13 protein-coding genes are annotated in these 18,119 nt (G+C 70.7%); 7 read left to right on the plus strand and 6 right to left on the minus strand.

Going from position 1 to position 18,119, the window contains the following annotated elements:
• Window positions 1-16: 16 nt before the first annotated feature.
• On the minus strand, window positions 17-754 hold the full coding sequence (locus VFA06_RS02450; protein WP_324838699.1) for a helix-turn-helix transcriptional regulator: 738 nt from the start codon (window positions 752-754) through the stop codon (window positions 17-19).
• A 126-nt stretch (window positions 755-880) separates the two neighbouring features.
• On the opposite strand from VFA06_RS02450, the gene VFA06_RS02455 reads away from it, so the two are divergent.
• Together VFA06_RS02455 and VFA06_RS02460 are read left to right on the plus strand one after the other, a co-directional pair.
• Window positions 881-1,432, plus strand: a complete 552-nt coding sequence (locus VFA06_RS02455) for a DUF2231 domain-containing protein (protein ID WP_324838700.1) — start codon at window positions 881-883, stop codon at window positions 1,430-1,432.
• Between the two features lie 53 nt (window positions 1,433-1,485).
• Entirely contained in the window at window positions 1,486-1,923 is a 438-nt protein-coding gene (locus VFA06_RS02460; RefSeq protein WP_324838701.1) for a hypothetical protein, read from the plus strand.
• A 13-nt stretch (window positions 1,924-1,936) separates the two neighbouring features.
• Here the strand turns inward: VFA06_RS02460 and VFA06_RS02465 are convergent, their stop codons facing one another.
• Both VFA06_RS02465 and VFA06_RS02470 read right to left on the minus strand, forming a co-directional pair.
• Window positions 1,937-3,025 (minus strand): cation diffusion facilitator family transporter, encoded by a 1,089-nt coding sequence (locus VFA06_RS02465; RefSeq protein WP_324838702.1) that lies wholly within the window; start codon window positions 3,023-3,025, stop codon window positions 1,937-1,939.
• 62 nt (window positions 3,026-3,087) lie between these two features.
• Window positions 3,088-3,579, minus strand: a complete 492-nt coding sequence (locus VFA06_RS02470; RefSeq protein ID WP_324838703.1) for a MarR family winged helix-turn-helix transcriptional regulator — start codon at window positions 3,577-3,579, stop codon at window positions 3,088-3,090.
• 92 nt (window positions 3,580-3,671) lie between these two features.
• On the opposite strand from VFA06_RS02470, the gene VFA06_RS02475 reads away from it, so the two are divergent.
• Together VFA06_RS02475 and VFA06_RS02480 are read left to right on the plus strand one after the other, a co-directional pair.
• The gene (locus VFA06_RS02475; protein ID WP_324838704.1) at window positions 3,672-5,195 is read left to right on the plus strand and encodes an alpha/beta fold hydrolase; all 1,524 of its coding nucleotides are present in this window, start codon (window positions 3,672-3,674) and stop codon (window positions 5,193-5,195) included.
• A gap of 111 nt (window positions 5,196-5,306) precedes the next feature.
• On the plus strand, window positions 5,307-5,738 hold the full coding sequence (locus tag VFA06_RS02480) for a hypothetical protein (protein ID WP_324838705.1): 432 nt from the start codon (window positions 5,307-5,309) through the stop codon (window positions 5,736-5,738).
• On the opposite strand, the gene VFA06_RS02485 is transcribed toward VFA06_RS02480, so the two are convergent.
• Window positions 5,701-6,849 carry a hypothetical protein gene (locus VFA06_RS02485; protein WP_324838706.1) on the minus strand — a complete coding sequence of 383 codons (1,149 nt, stop codon included), beginning with the start codon at window positions 6,847-6,849 and terminating at the stop codon, window positions 5,701-5,703. The genes VFA06_RS02480 and VFA06_RS02485 overlap by 38 nt on opposite strands.
• Before the next feature lie 216 nt (window positions 6,850-7,065).
• On the opposite strand from VFA06_RS02485, the gene VFA06_RS02490 reads away from it, so the two are divergent.
• On the plus strand, window positions 7,066-11,235 hold the full coding sequence (locus tag VFA06_RS02490; RefSeq protein WP_324838707.1) for a beta-galactosidase: 4,170 nt from the start codon (window positions 7,066-7,068) through the stop codon (window positions 11,233-11,235).
• A 68-nt stretch (window positions 11,236-11,303) separates the two neighbouring features.
• Here the strand turns inward: VFA06_RS02490 and VFA06_RS02495 are convergent, their stop codons facing one another.
• On the minus strand, window positions 11,304-12,221 hold the full coding sequence (locus tag VFA06_RS02495) for a DUF4436 family protein (RefSeq protein ID WP_324838708.1): 918 nt from the start codon (window positions 12,219-12,221) through the stop codon (window positions 11,304-11,306).
• A gap of 81 nt (window positions 12,222-12,302) precedes the next feature.
• On the minus strand, window positions 12,303-14,768 hold the full coding sequence (locus VFA06_RS02500) for a glycoside hydrolase family 3 N-terminal domain-containing protein (protein WP_324838709.1): 2,466 nt from the start codon (window positions 14,766-14,768) through the stop codon (window positions 12,303-12,305).
• A 263-nt stretch (window positions 14,769-15,031) separates the two neighbouring features.
• Here VFA06_RS02500 and VFA06_RS02505 point away from each other — a divergent pair, with 263 nt between their 5' ends.
• Both VFA06_RS02505 and VFA06_RS02510 read left to right on the plus strand, forming a co-directional pair.
• A complete protein-coding gene (locus tag VFA06_RS02505; RefSeq protein WP_324838710.1) occupies window positions 15,032-15,853 on the plus strand; it encodes an SAM-dependent methyltransferase in 822 nt (273 codons plus the stop codon).
• Window positions 15,850-18,084 carry a bifunctional diguanylate cyclase/phosphodiesterase gene (locus VFA06_RS02510; RefSeq protein WP_324838711.1) on the plus strand — a complete coding sequence of 745 codons (2,235 nt, stop codon included), beginning with the start codon at window positions 15,850-15,852 and terminating at the stop codon, window positions 18,082-18,084. The genes VFA06_RS02505 and VFA06_RS02510 overlap by 4 nt, the downstream gene beginning before the upstream one ends.
• Window positions 18,085-18,119: the final 35 nt, after the last annotated feature.

Consider the following 18,119-nt stretch of genomic DNA (forward strand, 5'->3'; position numbering starts at 1 on the left):
GGTCAATGCGCTGCGGTCACTGCTCCGCCGCTGCGCCGTCGGGTCCGGCGCCGGACACGTCTGCCGCGCACAGCCGCACGCAACACGAGCCTGCCTCGGGTTGCAGGACGGCGGTGGCGGCGTCGGCCGCGCCCAGGCCCTGCAAATACCCGCCGAGGAACCGGTGGTTGATCCCGCACACCAGGTCCGGTGCCTTCGCCGCGAGCGGATGGAAAGGGCAGTTGCGCAGCAGCAGCAATGCCGGGGCGGCTCGTTCAGGCTCGAATCCGAGGTCTTCGAGCGTCTCGGCCGCGAGCGTCAGGGTGCGCTCGGTGCCCAGGCGGCCGGGGCGATGCCGGTCGCGGTCGGCGTTCCCTAGCGCGTTGCCGCGCCGGTCGGCCGCCTCGAACGCGGACTCCCGGGCGGTGCGCTCGCCGGTCTCGGTCAGGACCGCGTCGGCGAGGATCTCGGCCAGCAGCTCGTGCCGGCGCTCCGGGATGCTCACGTGGATCTGGTCGGGGACCGGTTCATAAAGCTTGGGAGCGCGCCCCACGGTGCGCACCCGGCCGGGGGCGTCGGCGCGGGTGCGCAGCAGGCCGACGTCCACCAGCTTGTCCAGGTGGAAGGCCGCGAGCTTTCGGGAGATGCCGACGCTCGCCGCCGCCTCGTCGCGGGTGACCGGACGCCGGGCGCGGCGAATGAAGCCGTACATGCCGCGGCGCAGCTCGTCGCCGAGCGCGCCGACCGCGGTCACCGGGTCCCGCTGCTGATCCACTCACCCAGATTAACGCCTATGGGTGTATCCCGGGCAGGAATAGCTACCCGAACCCGCCTAGTCCTTGACCGGCCGCAGGAATAAGACCAATATTTCTTGGCGAAATAGGGCTTGAAGGAGGCGGTCGTGAGCACGCCATCGCAGGACGGCAAACACCCGGTCTCCCCGCTGCTGGCGGGTCCGTACGGCCATCCGCTGCACCCGTTGCTGGTCACCGTCCCGATCGGCGCGTGGGTGGCCAGCCTGGTGTTCGACATCGGTTCGCACGTGGCCGGGCGCGGCGGCATGCTCGCGGACGGCTCGCTGTGGTTGATCGCGGTCGGCGTGCTGGGCGCGCTCGCGGCGGCCAGCGTCGGGTTCCTGGACCTGTTCGCGATTCCGACCGGCACCCGGGCATTCCGCACCGGCCTGGTGCACATGTCGCTGAACCTGACGGTGACGGTCGCGTACGCGATCGGCTTCGCCTGGCGGCGCGGCGACTACGGGCACAGCGCGTCCGTCGGCGCCGGGCAGCTGGCGCTGTCGGCCGTCAGCCTGGCGCTGCTCGCGGTCTCCGGCTTCCTCGGCGGAAAGCTCGCCTACCGCTACGGGGTGCGCGTGGCCGCGGAGAGCGTCCAGCGCGAAGGGCTCGAACCCACCTCGGCAGCGCGCGCCTCTGCCGTGCCCGGCTCCAGGTAGCCGGCCCCCTTCACTTGCCCCCTCCGCTCCCGACGACGAGAAAGTAGGGCACCATGCACATCGCCGCCCTGGTCACCTGGCTGATCACCGCGCTTGGCGGGTTCTACCTGCTCGGCACCTGGATCGCCCGGGGCGCGCTGCGCGCCCCCGGCTCCTCGCGGCTGCCGGCCCCGGTGCTGTTCGGGCACTTCCTGCTGGCGGCGGCAGGACTGGTGGTCTGGATCGTCTATCTGGCTGCCGGCAAGAAGGCGCTGGCCTGGACCGCGTTCGGCCTGCTGGTGCCGGTCGCGCTGCTCGGCCTCGCCATGTTCGCCCGCTGGCTGCCCACGGTCCGCACCCGCCACGCGGTGAACCCGGTCGGGGCTCCCGGGGCGGCCGCGGCCGCGGCCGAGGCGCCGGAGCAGCACTTCCCGATCCCGGTCGTGCTGGCTCACGGCGTGTTCGCGGTAGCCACCGTGGTCCTGGTGCTGATCTCCGCAGTCCGGAAGTAGGTCGGCCGGCCGGTCAGGCCGCGGCGCGGTGCGTGTGGTGCGCCAACGACGCGTGCGGATCGCCGAGGCCCGAATCCGTGGTGTGGTCCGTGTGCACCGTCGCCGCGGTCAACCGTGGCAGAGCGTGCATGAGGGCGTGCTCGGCCGCCACGGCGAGCGCGTGCGCCTGGACCACCGTCAGCTGCGGATCCACCACGATCTCGGCTTCAGCCCGCAGCGCGTGCCCGATCCAGCGCATTCGCACCGCGCCGACGCCGCGGACTCCGGCGACGTCACTCAGCGTCTCCTCCGCGCGGTCGATCAACTCCGGATCGACCGCGTCCATCAGGCGCCGGTACACCTGCCGAGCGGCGTCGCGCAGGACGAGCAGGATCGCGGCCGTGATCGCGAGGCCCACGACCGGGTCGGCCTGCCTCCAGCCGAGCGCGACGCCACCCGCGCCCAGCAGCACCGCGAGCGAGGTGAACCCGTCCGTGCGCGCGTGCAGTCCGTCCGCGACCAGCGCGGCCGAACCGATCCTGCGGCCGGTGGCGATGCGATAGCGGGCAACCCATTCGTTGCCGATGAAACCCACCAGGGCCGCGAGCGCGACTGCCCATAGATGAGTCACCACCTGCGGATGCATCAGCCGGTTGATCGCCTCGTATGCCGCAAGACCGGCGGAGGCGGCGATGATGAGCACGATGGCGATCCCCGCCAGATCCTCGGCCCGACCGTACCCATACGTGTAGCGCCGGGTGGCCGTGCGCCGCCCGAGCAGGAAGGCGACACCGAGGGGCACGGCCGTCAGCGCGTCGGTGCCGTTGTGGACCGCGTCGCCGAGCAGCGCGACCGAGCCGGAAATCGCGACGATCACCGCCTGCACGATCGCCGTCGCGCCGAGAACGGCAAGAGACGACCAGAGCGTGCGCATCCCTTCCCGCGAAGCCTCCATCGCGGTGTCCACCTTGTCGGCGGCATCGTGGCTGTGCGGGGTGAAGACGTGCGCGATCTGATGACGCAGCCGCGAGAAGAGACCGGGGTTATGGGCGTGATCGTGCTGCTCGTGATCGTGCTGTTCGTGGCTGTGGTCGTGGTCGTGGTGCCCGTGGTGGTCGTGCAATGGGGGAGGCCTTCCGGTTACCGGCGCAGGCGGCGGACCGCCGTCCTTGTCATGATGACCGATCAGCCGTTGATGATGCGATCGTCGCGGCGCGCGCCGCGGATGGCGTCGATAACAGCGCCCTGGCCATCGTGGGTTTCCCGCAGAAACTCGAGGATGAGCCGCAGTTCGTCCTCGGTGTACTTCGCCAACCGGGCCTGGCCGTTCTCGATGGCGGGCCTGAGCAGCGGATGGAGTGCCGCCATGAGGGCCGCGGTCGGGACGATCAGCTTACGGCGGCCGTGCTTCGGATCACTCTGCCGCTGAACGTACCCGACGGCTTCGAGCCGGTCGATCAGCGTCGTCATCGAGCCGCGGGTCAGGTGCATCCGCGCGGCCAGCTCGGTGGCGGTGCGCGGGCCGCCGCGCACGATGAGGTCGAGGCAGCGCAGGTCGGTCCGGTTGATTCGGAGCGCTTCGGCCATCGCCCGGTCGCGGTCGTCGTACGCGGCCTGCAGGTCGGCGAGCGCGGCTCCGATGGCGGCAGTCAGCGCCGCCCGGTCTTGCCGCGCCATCCGAAGCTCCCGCCCGCTACTTGTTTGACTGTCGAACATGATGCTACTAGCCTGGCAGTTGTTTGACTATCAAACACTCACGGGGAGCAGGGATGCTGGGACGCTTCGGGCCGCGCACGCCGGCCGGACGGACCGTGCGCTGGGTCGCGGCCGCTTGCGCCGTCACCGCGGCCGCCGGCGCCGCGCTGGTCGGGGCGGATGCACCGGCGATGGCGGCACCAGCGCCCGCCGCCGCGCACGCGACCATCACGTGGGGAGCGTGCCCGCAGCCCGAGGCCGCCGCGTACCGGGCGCAGTGCGGCACCTTGAACGTGCCGGTGGACTGGGCGGCTCCGGCAGGCGCGTCGACCGGTCTGGCGCTCCTGCGGATTCCCGCAACGGGGGAGTCCACCGGCACCGTCGTCGCGGACTCCGAAGACCTCGTCGGCTTCGGGGGATCGCAGACCTCGTTCTTCCTCGATCACGGCGCGAACTACCTCTCCCGGCTGCCGCGCACGCACGCGACGAAGGACATCGTCGTATTCGACCCGCGCGGGCTTGGGGACAGCGGCGCACTCGACTGCGCGGTCCCGGGATATGACCCACAGGTCTCCAGCTTCCCGGAAACGCCGCTCGGCTACGGCCGCCTGCTCGCGCACAACGCCTCCGTATTCGTGGGCTGTCACGGCAAACCGGGCCTGGTAGCGCACATGGGCCTGCGCGATCAGGTTCGGGATATCGACGCGCTGCGCTCCGCGCTCGGCCAGGCGCGACTCGACTGGATGGGCCAGGTCGCAGGCAGCGAACTCGGTGTCGCATACGCCGCCGCCTTCCCGGCCCGCACCGGCCGCGTCGTGCTCGACGCGACCGTTGACCCGTACCGCTCGGCAGCCGACCGCGCCCGCGACGCCGCCGCGGCGGAGGAAACCGCGTTCGACCACTTCGCCGCCTGGTGCGCCGCCGCCGCCCGGAACGAGTGTGTATTGCACGGACAGGACGCCCGCGAAGTCCTGGACAAGGTCGTCGCCAAGGCCGACGCGGGAGGCGTGTCCGACGGTTCGACGCCGCCGAGTCCGCTGACCGGCGCGCAGGTCCGTATCGCGGTCGGCCAGTTCATGGTCGGTTACCCCTTCGCCTGGGGCGGTCTCGCCACGGCACTGGCCGACGCGGCCACCGGCGACGGTTACGGCCTCACCGTGTTCGCCGCGATGAGTTACTCAGACCCCGACTACACCGCCAGCCGCGCCCAGACCTGCGCCGATTCGCCCGCGCCGGCCGGCTTCCCGCAGCTGCGCCGGCTCAGCGAGCAGGTGTCCCGGTCCGCGCCGCACACCGGCGGCGTCTCAATGGCCTGGGAGGCGATGGCCGGATGCGTCGGCTGGCCGTCCGCGCGGTCCGCGCTCGACCTGCCCGGCCGCATCGCCCCCGCGTCCACCGTCCTGATCACCGCCACCACCGGCGACCCGATCAGTCCATATCAGTGGTCGCAGGACGTCGCCGGCAGGCTGGCCGGCAGCCGGCTGCTCACCGCCGACGTCGACGGCCACGGCGCCTTCGACAACTCCAGCTGCGCGGCCGCGGCCATCGACCGTTACCTCTCCGACGGCGTATTGCCGCCATCCACGGCCTCCTGCTGAACCATTCCGCACTTCGCCGCTCCCGGTCCGACGGGTCGATTTCCGGCCAAGAGGCGGTGCGGCGCGACTATGCGCGGTCGGGCCGCGCCGGCTTGCGCCACACTAGTGATCGTGAGCGGGGAATCCGAGAGCTGGGCGACGTACGTGCGCGCGAACGCGTCTGTCTGGCAGACCCCTGCGGTGCATCCGCACTCCATCGGGGACGCGCGGCAATGGGCGCGCGAACAACTCGCCGATCAGCACGTGCCTGAGGAAGCCGTGATCGACGCCGTGCTGATCGTCTCCGAGCTGCTCACCAGCGTGCTGCGCGAGGCACCCGGAGAGGCGGAGCTCACCCTGCTCGTCGAGGAACGTCTGCTGACGATCACCTGCGCCGACCGGGACACCGCCGAGATCCGGTCCGGCACCCTGGACCGCACGTCGGCCTTCGGCCGCTCCCTCGCGCTGGTCGATCTGATGACGCGCGCCTGCTTCATCCGCAAGCGCTCCGGCGGCGGCAAGCGCGTCATCGCCCTCTTGGAGGTCGCGGCGTCCGAATCTTGACCGTGCGGCGGGTGCGGGGGAAGAGCAGCCGGTTCGCCATCCGCGCGTCCTGCGCTACCGTGCCGAGATCGTACGCGGAGAACGGCAAACCGCAGGCCCGCGCCAGGTCGGCGACGCGGCCGGCGCTGAGACCCGCGGCAGGCATCTCGGCTACCCTGCGGCCCTGCGCGTCGAGCAGGAGGATCCGCGACTTGACGCCATCACCGCGGGTGGTGCTGCCCGCGCGGTAGTAGCGCTGCTCGGTGAACCACACCAATTCCGCCACGGTGGGCCCCTCGGCCACGGGAAACGTGAAGGTCCGGCCTCGTGCGTCGGTGAGGACGAGACTGCTGCCATCCCAGGCGATCGCGGCGTTGTGCCGCCAGTTGTCGACCGCGAAGCGGCTCCAGCCCGCCATGCGAGTACCGCGGGGCGTCACCCGATGGACCTCGCGGCTCGGCTCGCGCGGTTGCACGGTGTCGAACGCCCGCGGCCGCCCCACGGCACCGAGCGCCGGGTCAAGGTCCAGCGGAGTGATCCGGCTGCGATCAGAGAGCAGCTTGGCGACCCGCGCACGGCGCACCGCGGCGCGCATCGGCCGCGGCCACAACCGCCATGCGAACGGCTCGGCCACGACAAGGGGGAGCGCGGCGAAGGCCGACCAGCCCGCCAAACCGCGGAAGAACCTCGCGTGCCCGTCGTCGGCCGCCCACATCGGCAGATTCGAGACGTCCGCCGCGTGGTCCGCGTTCCACTGCCAGAACGCGACCCACCACAACGCGGCCATGCTGCCCATGAGACAAAGCGCTGCGGCACGCCAGAAGACCCGCCGATGCAGGCGCCGCCAACGCAGCGCCTCGAAGCCGTCGCCGCGCGCCTTGCGCCATACCCACGCCGTCGCCCCGGTGATGAAGAGCAGGAAGGCGATCGACGCCCAGAGGTTCTCCACGTCGACGTTCCGGCCGGCGTCCCCGCTGGACTGGGTGCTCGCGATGACCGCGACCGCGCCCGCGATGAGCGTGATCGCCACCAGCCAGCGGCGCAGCCGTCCCGGCAGCATCCGCCGAAACCGCTTCGACTCCTGCGTGCCCGTCACGCGCGTGAACGGCTCGATGCGATCCCGGACGCCCATGCCGACCTCCCTGTCCCCGTTGGCGGCATGCTACGCCGCGGCTCGCCCACCTCGAATCAACAGGCTGCGTCGCGTCCGGAACTATGGACATGGAGTGAAGGCTCGGCTATACATCAGCCTTGACTCGACATAAGGGAACACGCGACAACACAATTCACCACTACCCGTCAGATCCGCTCTCCGCAAATACCCACCTCGACGGACGGGAACTCAAAGATGAGGCTCGGCGTGCTCGGTGTGCACAAACCGCTGCGCTCAAGGCGCGGCCATCGAATACTGACCGCCTCCAGTGCGGTCCTGGCCCTGCTGCTCGGTTCAATCGGCGGCGCGCACGCGAGCCCGGCGCGCAGTGAGGCGGCGACGACGTCGGCAGCGGGCGCTCATGCCGCAGCCACCCCCCACACGGTCACCTATGACGGCTACTCGTTCCTCGTCGACGGCAAGCGCACCTACCTGTGGTCGGGCGAGTTCCACTACTTCCGGCTGCCCAGCCCCAGCCTGTGGCTGGACATCTTCCAGAAGATGAAGGCGGCCGGATTCAACGCGACCTCGCTGTACTTCGACTGGGGATACCACTCGCCGGCGCCGGGGGTCTACGACTTCACCGGCGTGCGCAACGTCGACGAACTGCTCGACATGGCGCAGCAGGCCGGCCTCTACGTCATCGCGCGGCCCGCGCCGTACATCAACGCCGAGGTCGACGGCGGCGGCCTGCCGGCCTGGCTCGGCACCAAGAACGTGAAGAACCGCACCGACGATCCGGCGTTCGAGGCCTACGCGGACCAGTGGCTCACCCAGATCGACAAAATCCTCGCCCGGCACCAGCTGACCAACGGCACCGGCAGCGTGATCGCGTATCAGGTCGAGAACGAGTACTACAACGGCGACGCCGCCGGACGCGCGTACATGCAGCACCTCGAGGACAAGGCGCGCACGGACGGCATCACCGTGCCGCTGACCGGAAACAACAACGGCACGTTCAACAGCGGAACCGGCGCCCTGGACGTCGACGGCCCGGACTCCTACCCGCAGGGCTTCGACTGCTCGAACCCGACCGTGTGGAACGGCGTGCCGGACATCAGCTACGACCACCCGGCCGGAAAGCCGCTGTACGCCCCGGAATTCCAGGGCGGCGCCTTCGACCCCTGGGGCGGACCCGGCTACGACAAGTGCGCGCAGCTGATCAACGACCAGTTCGCCGACGTGTTCTACAAGAACAACATCGCGGTCGGCGCCACGGCGCAGAGCTTCTACATGACCTACGGCGGCACCAACTGGGGCTGGCTGGGCATGCCGGAGAACTACACCTCCTACGACTACGGCGCGGCGATCCGGGAGACCCGGCAGCTCGACCCGAAGTACTACGAGGACAAGCTGATCGGCTACTCGCTGGCCGCGCTGCCCGACCTGACCAAGACCGACCGCGTCCAGGGCGCGGCCCCGTCCGACGCCGCGGTCACGGAAACGGCCCGCCGCAATCCCGACACCGGTTCCCAGTTCCTCGTGCTGCGGCACGCGAACTCGACCTCGACCGCGGTGGACAACACCCACATCAGCATCGACTTCAACGCGCGGATAGCGGGTCAGTACACGTATGACGACACCGATCCGGTGCTGCAGTACACCGGCTCCTGGTCGCACGTGGCGAACCAGAGCTACACCGGCACCGACTACAAGAACACCGAGTCCTTCTCCAACACCGCCGGCGACTCGCTGACCGTTCCGTTCACCGGGACCGCGATCCGCTGGATCGGCTCCAAGACCAACAACCACGGGTACGCCGACGTATACCTCGACGGCGTCAAGCAGGCCACCGTCGACGACTCGGGCAGCCAGAGCCAGGCGGTGATCTACTCGGCCGGCGGCCTGACCAACGGCGCGCACACGCTCAAGATCGTCGTCGACGGCAGCCACTCGTCCGCCTCGACCGACAACTTCGTGTCCATCGACGCGATCGACCTGCCCCCGGCCGGAGCCGCCGGCGGCCCGACCTACCCGAGCGTCCCGCAGGAGCCCGGCACCTCGATCACGCTGAACGGCCGCGAATCGGACCTGCTGGTGGCGGACACCAAGCTCGGCGACTCGCAACTGCAATACTCGACCTCGCAGCTGATGACCGCTGAGACGATCGGCAGCCGCGACATCGCGGTGCTCTACGGCGACCAGGGCACCGACGGGGAGACCGTCCTGCGCTACGCGAGCCAGCCCACTGTGCAAAGCAGCGGCGGCGCGGTGAAGGTGACCTGGGACGCCACCACCGGCGACCTGCGGCTGAACTACAAGCACGACGGCCTTGCCCGGGTCACGATCAGCGGTGGCTCCCGTCCGCTGCTGCTCCTGCTCGCCGACAAGCCGACCGCCGAGACCTTCTGGACCCTGAACACGGCGACCGGCCCGGTACTCGTGCGCGGCACCCACCTGCTGCGCACCGCCACGACCGAGGACGGCGGCAAGGTGCTGGAGCTGACCGGCGACAACGGCACCGACCCGGCCATCGAGGTGTTCACCTCGGCCCGCTCGGTCTTCTGGAACGGCCGCGGCATCCACGCCACGCTCTCCGCGACCGGCAGCCAGGTCGGCACGGTGCAGACCGCGGCCGCCGTCACCCTGCCCGCGCTCACCGGCTGGAAGTACCAGGCCGAATCGCCCGAAGCGCAGCCGGGCTTCGACGACTCGAGCTGGCCGGTCGCCGACAAGACGAGCACCTACAGCGTCACCGGAACCGGCTCGCTGCCCGTCCTGTACGCCGACGACTACGGATTCCACACCGGCAGCACCTGGTACCGCGGCAGGTTCCGCTACTCGCCCGCGGCCACCGGCGTCCACCTGGTCTCCGACTCCGGCGGCGGCGCGCAGGCCTTCTCGGTCTGGCTCAACGGAGTCTTCCTCGGCAGCTCCACGACCGGCAGCGGCGACTTCGCCTTCCCGGCCGGAGCGCTGCAGCAGACCGGCGACAACATCCTCTCCGTGCTCACCGTCAACATGGGCCATGAAGAGGACTACAACTCGACCAACAACAACACCTCCGCCCGCGGCCTGACCAGCGCCTCGCTCCTGGGCGCGCCGCTGACCTCGGTGACCTGGCGGCTGCAGGGCGTGCGCGGCGGCGAGCAGGAGATCGACCCGGTGCGCGGCCCGCTGTCCACCGGCGGCCTCTATGGCGAGCGGGCCGGCTGGCCGCTGCCCGGCTTCAACGACTCGACGTGGAAGCCGGTGAGCCTGCCGACCGCCAACACCACTCCTGGCGTCGGCTGGTACCGCACCACCGTGGACCTGAACCTGCCCAAGGGCCAGGACACCTCGCTGGGCCTGACCATCACTGACGACCCGTCAAAGAAGTACCGCGCCGAGCTCTACGTCAACGGTTGGATGATTGGCAACTACGTCAACTACCTCGGCCCGCAGCACAGCTTCCCGGTGCCGAACGGCATCCTGAAGACAAACGGGCGTAACACCATCGCGATCGCCGTGTGGAACCTGGACGGCAGCACCGGCGGCCTCGGGACCGTCGCGCTCACCGACTACGGCAGCTACGCGTCGTCGCTGACCGTGCGTCCGGTCAACAGCCCGGGCTACGACAGGGCGAAGTACGCGATGCCCGAGGCTCCCGGCGCCACCGTGAGCCTGCAGGTGCCCGACACCGCGCAACCCGCGACCGCCTTCACCGCCACCGCGACGGTGTCGGTTCCCGCTGGCCGCGGCCGCGCGACCAACCTGGTTCCGTCGCTGGCAATTCCCGCAGGCTGGACGGCGAGCGCGCCGAGCCCGGCGTCGGTGAGCAGGCTCGAGCCCGGAAAGTCGGCGACGTTCACGTGGACGGTGCAGCCTTCGTCCGGTAGCCAGCCGGCCGCCGCCGCGCTCACGGCGACGGTTGCCTTCACCCAACGCGGAAAGCACGAGACAGCCATGGACGAGCGCATCGTCGGCTTCTACGTGCCACCCGCGGCAGGCAGCGACTACGTCAGCGACCTGTCGTTCATCTCCGCCACCAACGGCTGGGGCCCGGTCGAGCGCGACATGAGCAACGGCGAACAGGCGGCCGGTGACGGGCACACGATCACCATCAACGGCGTGACCTTCGCGAAGGGTCTTGGCGTCCACGCGAACAGCGACGTGAAGATCTACCTCGGCGGACACTGCACCACCTTCACCGCCTCGGTGGGCGTGGACGACGAGACCGCCGGAGCGGGCAGCGTCACCTTCAGCGTGCTGGCCGACGGCAAGGCGCTGACCACCACCCCGGTCATCCACGGGTATCAGGCGGCGACGAGCCTGAGCGTCGATCTGACCGGGGCTCAGGTGCTCGACCTGGTGGTCGGGGACGGCGGCGACGGCAACGCGCACGACCACTCGGACTGGGGAGGCGCGCAGATCACCTGCTCGTAGTCCCGCTGAGCGCGTCAGGTCCGGTCAGGGCGCGGCCGGACCTGACGTATGTTCAGGGGCTGTCTGGTTCAGGGGTCGTCTCTGTGGTGCTCGACGTGCAGGCCCGCGACCGCCGCCCAGGCGACGCTGGCCACAGTCACCGCTTCGGCCCAGAAGAACGCCGCATAGTCGATGATCGATCCGATCGGCGGGCTGCCCGGAGCGGCGTTGCGCAGGCCGACCAGCGCGAAGACCGTGGCGGCCATCCACGCCATCCCGGGCCACACCAGGCCCAGCCGGCGCCGCACCATGACCGAGGCTCCGCCGAGCACCGCGAGCGACATCGCCCACATCGCCGCCATCATGAACCAGGCCAGGATGAACGTGCCGCGCGAGCGGCCGATGTCGGTCTCCAGCAGGATGCCCTGGGTGGCCGCGACCGCGGAGCGGGGATGGACCGAGAAGAACGGATCCCGGTTCTCGAAGTCCATCACCACCGGAACCGGCGTACCGTCGTCCGCCGAGGCGGCCCACACGATGTCGGCGGAATAGTGGTCGAAGGGATAGTCGGTCGGTGTGCCGTCGCTGAGCGGGACGTCGATCTGCTGCAGCGCCGGAATCGTGCCCTTCTCCAGGGTGACGCTGCTCTGCGCGAGTGACGGCGTGTAGAGCCGCACGGTCTGCGCCATCTCGCCGGCCAACTCGTCCGTGGCCAAGGCACCACGCGGCGAGGGCAGGACGCTGAGCGTCATCTCCTCGCCCGCGACGTCGACCCGCTGCACCCGCACGGTCAGCTCGAGCCGCGCGCCCCGGCCGGCCGTGCCGACGTAGCTGAGGTGCTGGCGGTCGTCGCGCTCGTTGATGTACGCGAGGATCCCTGAGGCGACCAGAGCCGCGCCGACGAGCACGACCGCCACCGAGATCAAGACGCTGCGGCGAAGTCGTCTACGGGCCGGCGTGATCGGGCCGACTTCGGCGGGTTGGTCGGTGATCGAGGATTCCGGCACGAAGCCACGTTAACCGGTGGACCTACGGACGAGCGGCGGCACACCGACCGGTCCGGCCGGCGTACCGCCGCTCGTGTCGCGTCACCGAATGGTGAAGTTGGCCGACAGGTCGACGTCGTACGGCGTGGTGTCGTTCTTGTCGAGTTGCACGATGTAGCCGCCCGGCTCGACGCTCGGCGGGGCCGCGCTGTTGATGTCGCCCTGGCTGACGCCGAGAGCGGAGGCCGGGAACGTGACGTGCACCTGCTTGGACTGGCCCGGGTTCAGCGTTACCCGCGCGAAGCCGACAAGGCGCTGCGGCGGCACCACCACGGCGCTGACCGGCTGCGCCACGTACACCGGCACGATGTCGGTGCCTGCCACGGAACCGGTGTTGGTGACCGTGAAGGTGACCGTGGCGTTGCCGTGCGTCCGGACCGTCGGCGTGACGGTCAGGCCGCTGTTGGCGAAGGTGGTGTAGGAGAGCCCGTACCCGAACGGGTAGAGCGGGTTGTAGGAGTGCCCCGGACCGGAACCGGTGCCTGGCAGCTGGTCGAAGAACTTCGGCTGGTCGCCGAGCGGGGAGGGTGCGCCGCCGTTGAAGTCGCCGCCGACGCTGGATGCGTCGGACGGCCAGCTCACCGACAGCTTGCCGCTCGGGTCGATCTTGCCGAAGATCGCGTCCGCGACCGCCTGGCCGGCCTCGGTGCTGCCCTGGTAGGCCATCAGCACCGCGTTGGCCTTCTCCGCCGGGCCGAGCCCGACCGGCCGTCCCGCGATCACGACCACGATGACCGGCTTGCCGGTGCCCTCCAGCGCGGTGATGAGCGCCTGCTGGTCCGGCGCGAGCGCCGGAGCGGGGTTGTCGCCGAGCCCTTCCGCGTAGGCCTTCTCGCCGACCGCGACCACGTACGCGCTCGCGCTCGACGCGTCGGCTAGCGCTGTGGCCTGGTCGGGCGCGTAGACGGCTGCCGGGTCATCGGCCTTGATTCCGCTGAGCACGGTCGTGCCCGGCGGGATCTGGTTGGCCGGTCCCATGCAGCACACATGCCCGGCGCCGAAGACGCCCTGCCAGCTCACGCTCCAGCCGCCGAGCTGATTGGTCATCGAGTCCGCGCTCGGACCGGTGACCACGACCTTGCTGCCGGGGGTGAGCGGCAGCACGTTGCCCTGGTTGCGCAGCAGCGTCATCGACTCCTGCGCGGCCTTGAGCGTCTGGTCGCGCCCGGCGGTCACCGCGGCGTCCGCCGCGCCGACGTCCACGCACGGCTTGCTCGGGTCGGCCACGCACGGCTGGTTGAACAGGCCGAGCTGGAACTTCATGGTCAGGATCCGGCGCACCGCCTGGTCGATGCGGGCCTGCGAGATCTTGCCGGTGTGCACGTCCTGCAGGATCGCGGCCTGCCACTGGTCCGGGTTGGAGACCTGCATGCTCATGTCGACGCCGGCGTTGACCGCGGCGGCGATCGCCCCGGGCAGGTCGGCGGCGATGTGGTAAGTGCTCTGCAACGCGGGCACGTCCTGGTAGTCGCTGATCACGACGCCCCGGAAGCCCATCTGGTCACGCAGGATGTCGGTCAGCAGGTAGTGCGAGGCGGTTGCCGGAACGCCGTTGATCGATCCGGAGTCGACCATCACGGCCCCGGCCCCCGCGTCGATTCCGCCCGCGTAGGAGGGCAGGATCGTGTCTTGCAGGTAGTTCAGCGGCAGCAGCGCCTCGTTGCGGTCGTGGCCGTTGACCGACTGCGAGTAGCCGGCGAAGTGCTTGACCGTGGCGCTCACCTTCAACCCGCCGCCGGCCGAGGCCGCCTGCAGGCCCTTGATGTTCGCGGCGCCCATCGCCGCGGAGAGCGCGGGCTCTTCGGCCCAGGTCTCGTAGGTGCGGCCCCAGCGGTTGTCCCGGGCGAGATCCTGCACCGGGGCGAAGTCCCAGTTCCAGCCGGTGGCCCGCAGCGCGTTCGCGGTCACCTCGCCGCCGGCCTGCGCGGCGGCCGGGTCCCAGGTGGCGCCCATGCCGATGGACTGCGGGAACAGCGGGGCCTGATAGGGGTGCCCGAAGCCGTGCACCGCGTCCACGCCGAACACGACCGGGATGTGCAGCCGCGAGTTCTTGATCGCGTACTGCTGGATGATGTTGTACTCGGTGGCCCAGTCGGCGCCGGTGTTGCCGACCCCGCCCTTGCCGGTGGTGTCCGGCGGGTTGTTGGTGCCGCCGGCCAGGATCGAACCGACGTGCTGGTCGATCAGGATCTTCTGCATGCAGGCGGTGTTCGGCATGTTCCAGCCGTTGTCCGCGCAGGTCGCGCTGTTCGGGTCGGTGAGCGTGGTGACCAGCTGCTGGTCCATCTGGCCGACCTTCTCCTCCAGCGTCATGGCGCGCAGGAGGGCGTCGACCCGGACCGGCGTCGGCTGGCTCGCGTCCAGCCAGGGCGCGATGGAGGAGCCGGCGGCGGAGCCGTTCACCAGCGCGGGGATCGCGAGGCCGGCCGCGGTCACGGCGGCGGTGGCGATCGCGAGGGTTCTGCTGCGTCTGCGCAAAGGCGGGCTGATCTCGCCTGAAACGGACATGCGCGACCTCCTCGTTCGGAATAAGAGTCCTGCTGTTCAGGCCGGAGGAAGGCGGGAGTCGACGGGCCGTTTATTCGCGCTGTGATTTAACCGATACGGGAGCCGTGCGTCAAGACGTCGGACCTGTTCCCGATCAGGCGGGCCGCGGATGGCCAGAACGGGGTCTTATATCAGGGTCTCCCGTCGTCGTATGCTCGCTCGCAGGAACGTCGCTGGTCCGTCTGCGGCCGGTGGCGGCGCGTCGCCGTAAGAAGGGCAGCACCGTGTCGCATCGCCCAGCGTGGGCCCCGGACGAGATCGATCTGGAACGCCCGGCGCCCGCTCGAATGTACGACTACTACCTGGGCGGATCGCACAACTTCGCCGCAGACCGGGAGCTGGCCGAAAAGGCCCTGGGCGCCTGGCCGGAACTGCCGCAGGTGACCCGCGCGAACCGGGCGTTCCTGCGCCGGGCGGTCACTTTCCTGGCTGGGCAGGGGATCGAGCAGTTCCTCGATCTCGGCTCCGGGATCCCGACCGTGGGCAACGTGCACGAGATAGTCGCCGCGGTCAACCCGCGGGCGCGCACCGTCTACGTGGACAGCGATCCGGTGGCGGTGGCGCACAGCCGGGTGCTGCTGGCCGAGACGCCGAACGCCAGGTTCGTCCATGCCGACCTGCGCGACCCGGAGCGCGTGCTGGCCGATCCCGCCCTCGACGGCTTCCTGGACCTCGGCCGCCCGCTCGCGGTCCTGATGTTCGCGGTGCTGCACTTCGTGCCGGACAGCGACGATCCGGCCGGCATCGTCGCCGCCTACCGCCGGGCGAGCGTCGCGGGTTCGTATCTGGCGGTCAGCCACGGCACGCGCGACTACTTCCCCGAGCGCATCCGCAGCCTGGAGGAGGTCTACTCCCGCTCCAGCGCGACGATGACCATGCGCAGCCACGCCGAGATCATGGACCTGATGAGCGGTTACGAGCTGGTGCCGCCCGGGCTCACCGACATGACCCGGTGGCGTCCCGACGAGGAGGCCGCGCTTCCGGACCCGCTGGACGGGGACGTGAAGCGATACTCGGGTTACGGCGCCGTAGGGCGGCTGGAGTGAGCGAGAGCGCCGGGGACCTGCCGTCGGCGTGGGCGGGGGCCCTGGCCGCGGCCGGCTCGGTGCCGATGAGCGCGGCCGAGACGAGGGCGCTGGCGGCCGTGCTGGCGGACTGGGTCCGCGACGCGCTGACCGATCCGGTCGCGGCGCGAAAGGCCGGTAGCGCGGTAGGCAGTGCGCTGATCGACTCGCATCACACTCAGCCGGAATCGCTCGCCGCGTCGATCGCGGTCCTCGCCGACCACCTGCCCACCGAGATCGACTCGGCCGTACGCACCGCCCTGTATGCGGGACTGGCCGCCGGGTACGCCGAGGGCCTGCGTGACCGCACCCGCCGCGAGCAGGAAGCGATCCGCATCGCGGTGCTCGACGCGCACCGCACCGGCGAGGCGCGGTTCCGGGCGGTGTTCCGCGGCGCGGCCCTCGGTATCGGCATCGCCGACGGCGAAGGCCGCATCCTGGAGATCAACGAGCCGCTGGCGCGGATGCTGGGCCGGGACGCCCGCGCCGCCCGCGGCCTGGAGATCAGCTCCCTGCGGCTGCCCACCGACCCGCCGGAGTACTGGGAGCACTACCGCGCGCTGCTGGCCGGCCGGCGGCGCCAGATGACCGGCGAGAAGCAGTTCGTGCTCTCCGACGGTGAGGTCATCTGGGCCCGCATGCGGGCCAGCAGCGTGATCGGGGACGACGGCAAGACGGCGCTCGTGGTCGGGCTGTTCGAGGACATCACCGAACGGCGCGAGATGACCGAGCGGCTGCGCCACCAGGCCACCCACGACCCGCTGACCGGCCTGCCCAACCGCACCCTGCTGCTCGAAGAACTCGCCGCCACGCTGAACTTCCGCGACGGCCGCGCCGAGGGCGAAGACACTGAGAGCGAAGACACTGAGAGCACTGAGAGCGAAGACGCAGCGGACGCGGACGACGGCGACGGCCTCGCTGAGAGCGGCTCCGCTAAGAGCGGCGAGGCCGGCGAAGGCCGGCGCATCGCGGTCTGCTTCCTGGACATCGACGGATTCAAGGCGGTCAACGACACCCTCGGCCACGACGCCGGCGACCGGCTGCTGATCCAGATCGCCGCCCGGCTGCGCGAGGCCGTCGAACCGCACGCTCATCCGGTGGCCCGGATGGGCGGCGACGAGTTCGTCATCCTGCTGCCCGACACCGCGGGCCCGCAAAGCGCGATCGAGGTGGCCGAGCGGGTGCTCGCGGCGATCCGCGAACCGGTGCTGCTCGACGGGCGCGAGCTGACCGTCACCGGCAGCATCGGGATCGTGGAGCAGCCGGTCGAGGGGGCCGGCCCGAGCGAGCTGCTGCGCGCCGCCGACGTCACGCTGTACTGGGCCAAGGCGGCCGGGCGCGACCGCTGGGCGCTGTTCGACCCGCAGCGCAACGCCCGGCAGGTGGCCCGCTACGCGCTCTCCCAGGAGCTGCCCGGCGCGCTCGAACGCGGCGAGCTGTTCCTGGAGTACCAGCCCATCGTGGACCTGGCCGACCAGCGGGTCCGCTCGCTCGAGGCCCTGGTGCGCTGGAACCATCCGCGGCTCGGGCTGCTCGGCCCCGGCCGGTTCGTGCCGCTGGCCGAGGAGACCGGCGCCATCGTGGCGCTCGGCCGCTGGGTGCTGCGCCGCGCCGTGGCCGACGCCGCGACCTGGCCGCGGCCGCCGGAGGGCGCGCCGGTCACCGTCTCGGTGAACGTCGCGGTGCCCCAGGTGCGCGACCCCGGACTGGTCCGCGAGGTGCGCGACGCGCTCGAGGCCGGGGGGCTGCCCCCGGCCCGCCTCCAGCTGGAGCTGACCGAGAGCGCGGTGATGGAGCCGGGCCGGCGCGGAAGGCCCGCCGTGCAACGGCTGCGGGAGCTCGCCGACCTCGGCGTGCGCATCGCCATCGACGATTTCGGCACCGGCTATTCGAACCTGGCCTACCTGCGCAGGCTGCCCGCGCACACGCTGAAAATAGACTCCTCCTTCGTCAAGGGGCTGATCCCCGCGGCCGTGCCGGACGGCGGCGCGCAGGACGGCTCCGAGGAACCGATCGTCAGCAGCCTGATCAACCTGGCGCGCGCCTGCGGCATGATGGTGATCGCGGAGGGCGTGGAGACCGGGGCGCAGGCCGAGACGCTGCGCAAGCTGGGCGCGGACACCGGGCAGGGTTACTACTTCTCCCGACCCCTGCCCGCCGACCAGGTCCCCGCGCTGATCCTGTCGGGGTTCGGCGACGCGGGCCGCCACTGATGCGGCGGCCCGCCTCGCGACCTTCTCGTCCCGGT

This window comes from Actinocrinis sp. (assembly GCF_035653575.1).
GTDB lineage: Bacteria > Actinomycetota > Actinomycetes > Streptomycetales > Catenulisporaceae > Actinocrinis.